The sequence below is a fragment of the Desulfitobacterium hafniense DCB-2 genome (assembly GCF_000021925.1).
Lineage (GTDB): Bacteria > Bacillota > Desulfitobacteriia > Desulfitobacteriales > Desulfitobacteriaceae > Desulfitobacterium > Desulfitobacterium hafniense.
The window spans coordinates 3,811,218-3,823,244 of record NC_011830.1 but is presented as its reverse complement, the minus strand read 5'-3'; the positions used below and the strand labels follow the sequence as shown (position 1 = coordinate 3,823,244).

The window sequence follows — 12,027 nt, the reverse complement described above, 5'->3', positions numbered from 1 at the left end:
ATGGGAGGGATAATAGTGTATAAAGTCACTGAACGATTGCGCGGGGGAGAGCTTTTCACTTTCTATTGGATTAATCATGTGCTGCGTTCCTCTTTTGGTGATTGGCTGATGCCCAGGATCACTCACGCGGGAGGAGTCACCGCCAGTGTTTTGTGTTCATTGTTCCTGCTTTTGAGCAAAACGCCCTTTTGGCATCAGACCGGTGTTCATTTGGCGTCCAGCCTGCTTATAAGTCATCTGCTTGCCAATATTCTCAAGCGCTTTGTTCGCCGGCGCCGTCCCTATCAGGCCCTGGAGGGAGTATTGACTGGAATCAAGCCCCTCAAAGATGCCTCCTTTCCCTCCGGACATTCCACCGCCATCTTCTGTATGGCCACTGTGCTGGCCTTGGCAGTTCCGTCCTTATTGATTTTTTTCTATGGCTTCGCCTCAGTTGTTGCCTTCTCCAGAGTTTATCTGGGCATGCATTATCCGTCGGACATTATGATCGGTGCAAGTTTGGGGACGATAACGGCGCTGTTGATGGGGTAGAAGTTGTTTGGTTTCAGATGGATGTATCAGAATTATGATTGGACAGGCAGCTTTAGGGCTGCCTGTTTTTGGACGCAGCAACAAATGATAGTTAAGCTGCTTTCTCTGCGGACTTTGCATATCTGGTTATATATGGCATAATAAACTTAGTCAATGTAATGCTTGATGATGAGGAGTGGAAACCGATGGCTGCTGACCAAAATACCCGCGAAGTGCTGACAGATCTCAAGAAGTTATTGCTCCCGGCTATTAGCGATCGGCGCGTCAAAGTTTATCTATTGGGTTCTTGGGCACGAGGAACTGAAAAAAAGAGTTCAGATATAGATATCGGGATTTTTCATCCTGCTTCACCTGGACCGGAGTTTTTTGCGCAGCTTCGCGATCTTGTGGAGGAGTCAACGGTTCCTTACCGAGTGGATATTATTGATCTGGTTCATGCGGATCCGGCTTTCCTTGAGAAAGTCCATAAGGAGGGGATAGTGTGGAGCGATTAAGCCTCATGCTGTACTGATGCGTCTGTGGCTTAGTGAATTGCAAAGACGAACGGCAAATACGATGAGTGAGGAGAGATAAACAGCCTTATATAAACGGCCAGACAACCCTGCCCTGAATCATTCAGGGCAGCGGTTGTTTTTCATATGCACTATCAGGAGGTATAAGTTTGCGCTATATGCTTTCTAAGCATAAGGGCAACCAGTGACTTGCCTTTTGTGGGGTGTGAAAATTAAGCTCGGCGGAGCCGGGTTTTCTTTAGCGTCTGCGAACTTTTTGCCTGGGTAAATACTCTTATCTATAGAAAGAGAGGTGGCAGAGTGGAACAAAAGATTATGAACAGGGTGAAACAGGCCCAAAACGGCGATAAAGAAGCCTTGATTCAATTGATCATGAGTCAGAAGGAGGACTATTATCGTCTGGCTTATGTTTATATGAAAAATCAGGAAGATTCCCTGGATGCGCTGGAAGATATGATTCTGAAAGTGTTTGAAAATATCAGGACGCTTAAAGATGCCGAAGCCTTCTTTAACTGGAGCAAAACGATTTTAGTCAATTGCTGTAAGCAGAATTTGCGGAAGAAGAACAAAGTTATCCTGCTCCAGGAGCTGCCTGAAGAAGCCTATGAAGAAGCGTATAGTGTACACGAAGAGCGGATGACCTTTGAAGCCTATTTAACCTCATTGAATCCACACTATCAGGAGGTTCTAAGGCTGCGGTTTTTACTGGATATGGATTATCAAACCATCGCCGATCTATTGAAAATCCCTCTGGGTACGGTGAAATCAAGAATGCACACCGGATTGCAAAAGCTAAAACAAAGGATGGAGGTGGAGCAGGTATGAAGAATGTTGAAGAATTGTTCGAGGAGGGCAAGGCTCAAATGGACCGCATCCAAGTGCCCGATGAACTGGAGATGAGACTGCGCAATGCGCTGGAAAAGGCGGAGCCCAAGCCCCAGCCCCTGTTCTTTTATCAACGTCAGGCCAGGCAGTTCAAGATCGCGCTGGTTCTCGTTCTTGCTCTGCTCATCGGCTTTAATTATAATGCTATAGCCTCCTACGGCAAACAGCTTTTCGGCTATGATCAGGTCATGGACGGAACTCTAAGGGAACTGAATGAGCTGGGCAAAGGGCAGCTGATCGGTAAAAGCCATACCTTTCCTAATGGGGTGTCCTTAACGGTAGACTATGTGATGCTGGACGAAAACCAACTCCTTCTTTTCTATACGGTAAAAGCTCCTGCAGGAGATGTAACCAATGCTTTATCTCCCTTTATGTCTTTGCAGAACTTATTCGGAGAGAGCCGGTGTATAAGTTCCCAAGGGAGAATCAACGAAGAGGAGTCGGAGGTAAAATATATTGCCAGCTTTGAGCCGCCATCGAGCTTGGCAAGAAAACTAACCCTTAATTTTGCTCTCAATGGACAAGGAGTAAGTACTCCTGCTGAAATTACCTTTGCCTTGGACCGCAATACGGCTATGGGACACACTATAAAGAAAGATCTTAATCAAACCATTGTTGTGGATCAAACGGAACTAAAATTCCAGTCCATTGTGGCTTCCCCTACCCAAACGGTAATTAAGGGAGCGGCCCAGAGCATTTTTGGCTTAGCCATAGATACCCTTAGTGGTGAACGCTTTAGGCCAACGGATATCAATCTCCGCTTAATTGCCAATGGCGAAGCGATAGAAGTCAAAGGGAGAGGGCTGAGTACAGATATGAAAGGGATTACCTTCCATACTAATTTTGATGCTCTGCCTGCCTCTTTGCATGAGCTGAAACTGGAATTGGTGAGCTTTAGTGCGGATCATGATGTGAACCAGCAGTATAGTTTAAACAGGGAGGAGAAGCCTCAAGTCCTGGATATGCTCGGACAGCAGGTCGAGATTAACCAGATTGAGACAACCCATGGAGAGACTTTGCTCACCCTAACCAGTGAAGAGAGTGTGGTTCTGACTAAAGTCTATCTCCTGGCCGATGGGCAGCAGATTGCTTTAGAAGAAACCATCAATGATGATTATGTAAAAAGCTCAGACGGTACGATTAAGCATCAAAGGACTCTGCGCTTCCTGGGAACGGGGAAGGATCTCCAACTGGATGTCAGGCGGATGACCTATAGCAAAAACTATAATAAAGTGATCAATATTCCCTTAGACTAACTGAATTCGCAGCCAGGATAAAAAACGTATGAGTCGATTGTCCAGCAATGGCTGGGCAGGTTTATTGATTATTGTAAATTGGTAATTATAGAGGCATACTATGGGTGGAACTCCTCATGGATGTCTCTTTTTGTATCACTAAAAAGTTTTTATGGAAGAAGGTCTGGCTATGAGCGATTGGTTAATTCCCTATATTAACTTTAACGGCAATTGTGAAGAAGCGGTGAAGTTCTATCAATCGGCAATAGGTGGAGAAGCGCAAATTCTCCACTACAAAGATGCCCCGGCTAATCCGGATTTTCCCATCAGTGAGGGTAGCCAAAACCTGGTCCTGCATGCCGAGCTCAGAAAGGACGGACATGTCATTCGATTCGCAGACAATTTTCCCGGCACCCCCTTTAGCCAAGGAAACGCTATTTCCTTTGCCCTGGAATTGCCTACTGCAGAAGAGACTCGCAGGATCTTCACCGCTCTATCCCAAGAAGGAGAAGTCGAGATGGATCTCCAGGAAACTTTCTTCAGCCCTCTCTATGCGAAATTTACGGATAAATTCGGAGTTCATTGGCAGCTTCATTGTAAAAAGTCAGGCCCTTTTTCCACCTGATAATGGTATAATGGCAGTATGAAGAATTCTTTTCATAAAAAGACGGGGAGGCATAGTGTGAAGGAGCCGCAAATCATTTACGAAAAAAGAAAACAGGCCTATGAAGACTTAAGTAAAAAACAGAAGCGAACAGCGAATCAGTTAAGCAACTATCGGTTGTTTTCTTTCTTATTGGGCTTTTCTGTCGCTGTTTTACTATATCTAAAAGTCAGTGGCGTCTTAGGAATAGTGGTGGGGATTCTCACCCTGGGAGTTTTCCTGTACCTTGCTTCACGTCATCGCTCTGTCCGCACCCAATTGCGCTACGCGGAGATTCTCACCGGCCTTAATCAGAAAGGAATCCAACGGTTGCAAGGAGAATGGGTAAAGTTTAAGGAGCAGGGGGTAGAATTCATTGAGGAAAAACACCCCTATGCTATTGATTTGGATCTTTTTGGACAGGCTTCAATTTTTCAATGGATTAATTCTGCCCAAACTCCCTTGGGGAGAATTGCTTTAAGCGAAGTCCTCAAAACTCCAGCTAAGAACCATGAGGAAATACTAAAGCGTCAAGAAGCCATTGCGGAGCTGGCCCAAAATTTAGGATGGCGTCAGCGTTTTGAGACAGAAGGAATCATTGCCTCCCAGCAATTTCAGGCCGTGGAGCCCTTTATCCATTGGGCAAAGGAAAGAGAAGAAGCTTATTTAAAGCCTGTTCTCAAGCTGGCCGTAACGGTTCTTCCCGCCATAACCTGCATCATGGGAGCCCTCTATGTGTTTTGGAGTGCCGTTCCCTGGCAGGTTCCCGGACTATTGGTTGCTGTCCAAATCCTGCTGCTCCAGTTATATAATAAAGAGCGTTCCAAGGTTCTAGCCATGGTGTATAAGCATGAAGCCAGTTTAAAGACCTATGCCGATATGCTGAAGCAGCTTGAGAAAAAGAAGTTCCGCACAGAGGAACTTCAGAAGCTTCAGAACATTTTGCGTGACCAAGAAGGGCGATCTGCCTATAAGCAGATTCAGAAGCTCTCCAAGATAGTGGAGCGGATCTCCAATCGTGACAATGCGATGTTTATCTTTATCAACATTCTTTTGCTTTGGGACTATCATTGCATGATAGCTCTTGAGGAATGGAAGAGCAAATCCGGAGGCCTTTTGCGCAGCTGGCTGGAGGTTATAGCGAAATTTGAAGAATTATCCAGCCTGGCTACCATCCCTTTCGAGAATCCGGATTGGGTAGTCCCTGAGATAGTAGAAAAAGGCAATGAACAACAACGGGGAATAGCCGCCCGCCAAATGGGCCATCCTCTGCTTACCCGTAAACGGGTGACCAATGATTTTACCCTAAGGGAGCCCTCGGGAATCGCTCTTATTACCGGCTCCAACATGTCAGGGAAGAGTACTTTTTTACGCACTGTGGGGACGAATCTTCTGCTTGCCTATACAGGTGCTCCGGTGTGTGCCCAAAAGTTCCGCTGCTCTATTGTGGAGATATGGACCTGTATGCGTGTCAGCGATAATCTTGAGCAAAGCATTTCCTCCTTCTATGCGGAGATATTGCGGATTAAGCAGATTGTGGAAGCAGCAGAAGGGAATGAACCGGTGTTCTTCTTACTAGATGAGATTTTCAAGGGAACGAACTCCCATGATCGTCACCAAGGAGCTATCGCATTAATTCAGCAATTGCAGAAGAAAGGGGCATTGGGGCTGGTATCGACCCATGACCTGGAGCTGGGTGAGCTGGAGAGGGAAAGCAAGGGCAGGATCAAAAACTACCACTTCCGGGAGTACTACCAAAACAAGGAGATCCACTTTGATTATACCCTCAGAGAGGGAATATCCACCACACGCAATGCTTTATACCTGATACGTCTGGCAGGAATTGAGATTAAAGAGGATTAAAAATCTGGGCTTTGATAATAAATGCGTTAATTTCGTAATGTTGGTCTAAAAATAAAGGATTTAAGGATTTAGAGTTAGAATAAGTGAATATTTGGTATAATTGCAGGAATATTACTGCTAAAATGGAGGAGCTCATGGATGTTTTTGTAGCTCGTCAGCCAATCCTGGATTCCCAGGGTCATATTCACGCTTATGAACTTCTTTTCAGGGAAAGCATGGACAATTATTTTAAGAGCGGCGATGGGGACTCAGCCACCAGTTCCCTGATCTCCAGCAGCTTTTTTCTCATGGACTTCAATAAGCTGACCATGGGCAAACCTGCCTTCATCAACTTCACAGCAAATTTGCTTAGGGAAGGGATGGCCACTTTACTCCCCAAGAACCAAGTGGTCATTGAGATCCTCGAAGATGTGGAGCCCGATCCGGAAGTTGTAGCAGCCTGTAAGAGCCTTAAGGAAAAGGGCTATCAAATCGCTTTGGATGATTTTGTGTTCCGGCCGGATTATCGCTCTTTGATTGAACTGGCCGACATCATTAAGGTGGATTTCCGAGCCACTCAGAGCTATGAATTGCAGGCCTTGATCAAACGATTGAATGAACTCAATATACGTTTCTTAGCTGAAAAAGTAGAGACTCTGGAGGAATATAAGAAGGCCAAGGATTTTGGTTATGGATTGTTTCAGGGGTATTTCTTCAGCAAGCCGAATATTGTTCAAGGTAAAGATATTTCCTCAAATAAATTGAACTACTTGAGATTGTTGCAGCAGGTCAATTCTCCGGATGTAGACATAGACAAACTGGAAAAAATCATAAGGGCGGATATCTCCCTTACCTATAAATTATTGAAATTTATTAATTCCTCCGCCTTTGGTCTGAACTCTCAGATCTCCTCCATTAAGCAAGCCTTGACCCTATTAGGACCTAAAGAAGTGAAAAAATGGGCCTCAGTCATCGTGATGGGTAAAATCACCGATGGAAAACCCGATGCCCTTGCTATCCAATCCTATGTCAGAGCCAGCTTTGCCGAAAAACTATCCGCGAAGGTGGGCTTAGGGAGTATGGATTCCAATGCTTTCTTATTAGGGCTTTTCTCCTTGATCGATGCCTGCCTGGATCGTCCCCTGGCCGAGATTCTTCAGGAACTTCCCATCGAAGTGCCGGTAAAAAATGCTCTTTTAGGGCAACCCAATGGGTATCGTTATCTGCTGGAGTTGATCATTGCTTATGAACAAGGAAATTGGTCTGTGGTAAACCGATTGCTCAATAAGTTCAGTATCAAGGAAGAATGTGTTCCTCAGTATTATTTGCAAGCTTTGCAGGAAGCACATGAATTGAACCAATAAGAATAAGAATCAAAATAAGAATCAAGAGTAGAGAACCTTCACCTCTTGCCTTAGGGCAAGGGCGGGGGTTCTTTTGATTAGCAGAGAGAGCTTTGGTTTTTAATATTAATGGTACATTATCGAGTAAGGACACAGAAAAGATAGATGGGTTTGCTACACTTATACCTGAGGAGGGAAGCTGGATGATCAAGATCCTTTTGGTGGAGGACGATCTGCAGTTACAAGAGATCATTGAGGATTATTTCACCGCCAAAAGTGCCGGTGAAATCGAAATGGTCTGTGCGGCCAACGGAGCCGATGGGTTGGAGAGCGCTCAGGAAAAGGACTATGACCTGGTGCTGCTGGATGTGATGCTGCCGGAAGTGGATGGTTTCACTATCTGCCGGGAACTCAGGCGTCACAGCGATGTCCCCATAATGTTCCTGACGGCCCGCCAGGCGGAAGGGGACAGACTTCACGGTTACGGCCTTGGGTGTGACGACTACATGATAAAACCCTTTTCCCTGGCGGAACTCTATGCCAAAGCCAACTCTTTGGTTCGGCGGGCCAAGGGTATGGTACGGGATGACCTGATGAGCGTGGGGGGAATCAGCCTCGATCCTTACAGGGGCACCGTTTCGGTGGACGGAAGAGTGGTGGAGCTGGCCCCGAAAGAATACGCCCTCTTAAAATTGCTGATGGAGAATGCCGGAAAAATCGTCACCCGGGAGACCCTGCTGGCGAGGATCTGGGGCTATGATTTTTCCGGGAATGACCGGGTGGTGGATAACCATATCAAAAAGCTCCGGCAGACGCTGGGAAAAGGGGCGGAACAGATTAAAACCGTGGTGAAAAGCGGCTACCGTCTGGAGGAGAGAAAATGAAAAAGAAGATCTATCTGCGTACCTTTAGCTGGCTGATGGGGATTTGGCTGGTCTTTATGAGCGGTTTTTCAGTGTTTGTCTTATCCGTGGAGAAAAACGAAATCAAGAGAGAGTTTATGGAGCGTGCCAGGACCATCGGTGTGGATGTGGAGCGTATTATTAACGATTGTCAGGGCAGTGAGGATAAAAAGGTCGCCATCCAGAAAGAACTCAACTGGAAAATCAACTCCTTGACTTCTTATCAAGGCTATGAAGCCGCCGTTTACACTGAGGAAGGAGAGCTGATCTCCAGCACCAATGAGTATTGGACCTGCCAATATACATCTCACCGGAAAGGGAATACCCACTATATGGGCTATGCTGTGCTTGATCCTAAGAAGTGGTTCAGTGCCGAAGAAGTTGCAGAAATGGAAGAATATTTGTATGGGGAGCATCATCCGGTAAAGGTGGGGGATCTCTGGCGTTATTCTCTGGATATGGAGGGATTCTGGCTGGATGGGGCCGAGGTCATTCCGGATACGATCAGGGTAACGAAAACCGTGGCGGACACCTTTAATGAGCAGGGGGAGGTTACCTCCGGCGGAGGGAAGAGATTAGGTGTTCCAGTCTACCGATCCAATTATGTGGATGCCGGTGAATTGCCCTATTATGAACATGGAGCCCTACAAGGGAATAGTGTCTTTACTCCTGACGGGAAAATAAGATTACGCAGCGATGAGCGGCAGACCGCCTTGCGGGAAGCTTTGCTCGATAAACATATCTTTGAAGAAGTCATCGAGGCAGCTATCGCCAATTTTATGCAAGCTCCGGCCATCGAGGTCAGGGAGGGCTTCACTTACCGCTTTATCACCCCTTATCCTTATCAAAGCATGATTAACTCTCAGGATGGTGGCAGCTATACCAGTGAATATTGGATTGTAACGGCCAATGAATTTAATATTTTGACCGGGGTCTTGCCGATCCTGAGCGGGGTCTGGATCGGTTGCTTCGCAATCTTTGCCTTTACTGCCGGAATTCTTTCGGCACAGACCTGGAAAACCTTCCGCAGCCGCGAGGAGCTGGAACAACAGCGTCGGGACATGACCCAGGCTATCGCTCATGATTTAAAGACGCCGCTGGCTGTTATATCCGGTTATGCGGAGAACCTGGCTGAGAATGTCCACACGGAAAAGCGGGAGCACTATGCAGCGGGGATTCAGGAGAATGTCCGGCGCTGCGACCGTATGGTCAGGGATATGCTGGAACTCTCCCGCATGGAGAGCGGCGGGGTAAAGCTGGCTTTGGAAGAGGTTTCCTTACGGGAAATTACCGAGGAGATGATGTCGAGGTATGAGGATGTTTTTTTTACTAAAGGAATTATTTGGGCGATAGATGGCAGAGCCGGAATCAAGGCGGACAGGGAGCTTATGGAGCGGGTCCTGGATAACCTTGTCAGCAATGCGGCCGCTCATACGGCGATAGGTGGCACGGTTCAGGTAAAGATCACCGAAAAACGGTGGAGTATTACGAATACCGGTTCCCCTATTCCGGACGAAGAGCTTCCCCGTATCTGGCAGGCCTATTATAAGCTGGATCAGTCGCGAACGGGCAGCGGCTCAGGTCTTGGGCTTTCCATCGTTCGCTCAATCATGGAGCTGCATGGTTTCCAATATGGGGCGGAAAATACGGAGGCAGGGGTGTGTTTCTGGTTCGAATGGTAAAGAAAGCGAAATAAGGAGCTTGAGCAAACAGAGGAACCTTGGTAAACTATCCCTATATAGTATTAAAGCCATCAAAGAGGTGAAAGAGCCTATCGACTTTGCCTTAATAGATTATTAGCTTAAGAGAAAGGGGCCATAAGCTATGAAACTGGCAGAAGCACTGATTTTACGAGCCGATTATCAAAAAAGAATTCAACAGCTGAGAAACCGGCTGGAGCATTGTGTTAAGGTTCAGGAGGGAGAAGAGCCGGCGGAGAATCCTCAGGTGTTGTTAAGTGAGATTGACGCTATCTTCAAGGAATTAACTGAACTTATTCAAAGGATCAACAGAACCAATTGCCACATCAGATTTGATGAGAAGCGGACCCTGGCCGATGCTTTGGTGGAAAGGGATCTATTGCTCAATAAGAGGGGGATTCTTGCTCACATTGCCGAGAATGCCGCTATCAAACACGACCGGTTCAGCCGCTCCGAAGTGAAGTTTATCAGCACCATCGATGTAGGCGAGACCCAAAAGCAAGCGGACCAATTGTCGAGGGAATTCAGAGAACTGGATACCCGGATCCAGGGCATGAACTGGACTATTGATCTCATGGAATGATTATTGATAATGAATAATCTCAGTGGTAGCTGATTTGGCAAAGGTGAGTACAAACCCGCCAACTGGGTGAGTTGGGTTGATGGTAGTATGGGGGCAATACTGGTGGTTCGACTCCACTCTTAACAAGTCAGGCCCAGTAATGTGACACCGGTACGACTTATTGTGATTGTAACCACCGCGTACTAATTTGCGAATTCAGTGAGGGCGGGTATGGGGAAATAAAGGCATACAAAAAAAGATCGGAGGGTACCGAGGGTACTCCGATCTTTTTTTGTATAGTGAAGATGCTCTAAATGGCAAGACTCTTTAAGGTGTGTACCATAAAGTTACAATTCGTAAATTTTAATTTAGTCACAGAAGGTGTATAATAAATTAAGAGCTATTATTGAGAAGGGGGAAATATCGTGGAGACTGAGAAAAAGGTTATAACAAATCCCGGTGGAGAATACAGCGTGGTATTGATACCCAATGATATGATAGAGAGCCTCAAAGAAAAGTTTGGAAACGATGTGCTCTGGATATATGATGAAGAATCCCAAGAATTAACTTTGATAAAGAAGCCGCAGTCCTACACAGACGCATTATCAGGTTTAGGTGCTGAAATGTGGAAACAAGGAGAAGGAGGCACAGAATTTATCCGTCGGGAGAGGGAACAGTGGGACGATTAGAGGATAAGATTAAGCAATATGATTGTATCGCAATTGATACAAATTCTTTTATCTACCTCATGGAGAGAAATCCCATATTTTTTAATGTTGTACGAGAACTCTTTAATTCGATTGAGTCCGGTACTGTCTATGCTGTTTCTTCAATATTACTGATGACAGAAGTGTTGACTAAACCACTTCGTGAAAGAGATAAAGTGCTCGTCAATCGTTATATGGCTTTTATAGGTACATTTCCTAATTTGGAGCTAAAAGAAGTTAACAATAAGATCGCATTTAAAGCTGCAAAGCTTAGAGCAGCTTATGGATTGAAGACTCCGGATGCAATCTTTATAGCCACAGCTATCCAAGAAAAGGCAAAGCTTTTTGTTACCAATGATGTAAGACTTCAAAAGGTAGAGGGAGTCGAGACTCTTCTTCTAAACGATTACCTCGATTGAAACTATATGACTTAATATGAAAAAATAAGATCGGAGCTGCTCCGATCTTATTTTTGCTTCGTTGCTTTGTCGATATAGCGGTCTGATTTGTTGGGACTTTGGGTATTATCGTCGGCATTGGGTGCATGAGTGCGGGTTTTATCGGTTTGCTTGTCTGACATGATCAATAACCTCCTTGCTTTGTCTTTTAAGTTTTCCCTAAATCATCCTAAACATGTAAGTATCATTGATTATAATGGGGTTATTATGGTATCTCATTGGATAAACTGTATAACAAAACTGTATTTGACGCATTGACAAATGATCATTCTCTCGTTAAGATGTTGTAATATAACACGTTTACATAGTTCGAGCTATCATGCTTAAAAAGCATTATGCAACTTAAGTTTCTGAGAAATTCTTGGGAAGAGACTGTGCATCATCTCTCGGCAGGGAAGGCTGGCCTGGACTGAAACCAGCCTGGGAGACGCTTAGGAGGACACCCCAAGAACAGAAATGACAGCGGTTGGTCTCGTTATCGACTAAAAAAGTGGGCGGAGCCTTTCAAGGAATCCGCCAATAAGGGTGGCACCACGGGAGCTCTCGTCCCTTGCTTTACAGCAAGGGAGGGGGCTTTTTATTGTTGCACTTTCAGAAAGTATAACTTCGTTGCATACTTTCTTCCAGCATAAGTGCAACCAACGACTTCGCCTTTCTGGATGCGTGATTATAAGGCAAACAAGTGCGAAGACAGTGTCTTCGAGCGA

At 45.7% G+C, this 12,027-nt stretch carries 12 protein-coding genes; all 12 read left to right on the top strand.

Annotation, left to right across the window (positions count from 1 at the left end):
• Positions 1-15 precede the first annotated feature (15 nt).
• Entirely contained in the window at positions 16-531 is a 516-nt protein-coding gene (locus tag DHAF_RS17950) for a phosphatase PAP2 family protein (protein ID WP_015944684.1), read from the top strand.
• 185 nt (positions 532-716) lie between these two features.
• Positions 717-1,025: a nucleotidyltransferase family protein gene (locus tag DHAF_RS17945; protein WP_015944683.1), complete on the top strand. Its 309-nt coding sequence runs from the start codon at positions 717-719 to the stop codon at positions 1,023-1,025.
• A 318-nt stretch (positions 1,026-1,343) separates the two neighbouring features.
• Positions 1,344-1,868, top strand: coding sequence for an RNA polymerase sigma factor (locus tag DHAF_RS17940; protein WP_011460341.1), 525 nt, complete (start codon positions 1,344-1,346; stop codon positions 1,866-1,868).
• Entirely contained in the window at positions 1,865-3,184 is a 1,320-nt protein-coding gene (locus DHAF_RS17935) for a DUF4179 domain-containing protein (protein ID WP_015944682.1), read from the top strand. Before DHAF_RS17940 ends, DHAF_RS17935 begins: the two co-directional genes overlap by 4 nt.
• Positions 3,185-3,353: 169 nt before the next feature.
• Positions 3,354-3,788, top strand: a complete 435-nt coding sequence (locus DHAF_RS17930; RefSeq protein WP_011460339.1) for a VOC family protein — start codon at positions 3,354-3,356, stop codon at positions 3,786-3,788.
• Positions 3,789-3,806: 18 nt separating this feature from the next.
• Entirely contained in the window at positions 3,807-5,669 is a 1,863-nt protein-coding gene (locus DHAF_RS17925; protein WP_011460338.1) for a MutS family DNA mismatch repair protein, read from the top strand.
• Positions 5,670-5,803: 134 nt separating this feature from the next.
• The gene (locus DHAF_RS17920) at positions 5,804-7,012 is read left to right on the top strand and encodes an EAL and HDOD domain-containing protein (RefSeq protein WP_011460337.1); all 1,209 of its coding nucleotides are present in this window, start codon (positions 5,804-5,806) and stop codon (positions 7,010-7,012) included.
• Positions 7,013-7,194: 182 nt separating this feature from the next.
• Complete coding sequence (locus DHAF_RS17915; RefSeq protein WP_011460336.1) at positions 7,195-7,875, top strand: response regulator transcription factor; 681 nt, start codon at positions 7,195-7,197, stop codon at positions 7,873-7,875.
• Positions 7,872-9,575 carry a sensor histidine kinase gene (locus DHAF_RS17910; RefSeq protein WP_011460335.1) on the top strand — a complete coding sequence of 568 codons (1,704 nt, stop codon included), beginning with the start codon at positions 7,872-7,874 and terminating at the stop codon, positions 9,573-9,575. The genes DHAF_RS17915 and DHAF_RS17910 overlap by 4 nt, the downstream gene beginning before the upstream one ends.
• Before the next feature lie 142 nt (positions 9,576-9,717).
• Positions 9,718-10,176, top strand: coding sequence for a DIP1984 family protein (locus tag DHAF_RS17905; protein ID WP_011460334.1), 459 nt, complete (start codon positions 9,718-9,720; stop codon positions 10,174-10,176).
• A gap of 404 nt (positions 10,177-10,580) precedes the next feature.
• Positions 10,581-10,844: a hypothetical protein gene (locus DHAF_RS17900; protein ID WP_005810817.1), complete on the top strand. Its 264-nt coding sequence runs from the start codon at positions 10,581-10,583 to the stop codon at positions 10,842-10,844.
• On the top strand, positions 10,832-11,281 hold the full coding sequence (locus DHAF_RS17895; protein WP_005810818.1) for a type II toxin-antitoxin system VapC family toxin: 450 nt from the start codon (positions 10,832-10,834) through the stop codon (positions 11,279-11,281). The genes DHAF_RS17900 and DHAF_RS17895 overlap by 13 nt, the downstream gene beginning before the upstream one ends.
• Positions 11,282-12,027: the final 746 nt, after the last annotated feature.

Excerpts from the sequence above, each read along its gene's own strand:
- DHAF_RS17945 (WP_015944683.1), top strand. The coding sequence starts at position 717 with ATGGCTGCTGACCAAAATACCCGCGAAGTGCTGACAGATCTCAAGAAG.
- DHAF_RS17935 (WP_015944682.1), top strand. The coding sequence starts at position 1,865 with ATGAAGAATGTTGAAGAATTGTTCGAGGAGGGCAAGGCTCAAATGGAC.
- DHAF_RS17930 (WP_011460339.1), top strand. The coding sequence starts at position 3,354 with ATGAGCGATTGGTTAATTCCCTATATTAACTTTAACGGCAATTGTGAA.
- DHAF_RS17925 (WP_011460338.1), top strand. The coding sequence starts at position 3,807 with ATGAAGAATTCTTTTCATAAAAAGACGGGGAGGCATAGTGTGAAGGAG.
- DHAF_RS17920 (WP_011460337.1), top strand. The coding sequence starts at position 5,804 with ATGGATGTTTTTGTAGCTCGTCAGCCAATCCTGGATTCCCAGGGTCAT.
- DHAF_RS17915 (WP_011460336.1), top strand. The coding sequence starts at position 7,195 with ATGATCAAGATCCTTTTGGTGGAGGACGATCTGCAGTTACAAGAGATC.
- DHAF_RS17910 (WP_011460335.1), top strand. The coding sequence starts at position 7,872 with ATGAAAAAGAAGATCTATCTGCGTACCTTTAGCTGGCTGATGGGGATT.
- DHAF_RS17905 (WP_011460334.1), top strand. The coding sequence starts at position 9,718 with ATGAAACTGGCAGAAGCACTGATTTTACGAGCCGATTATCAAAAAAGA.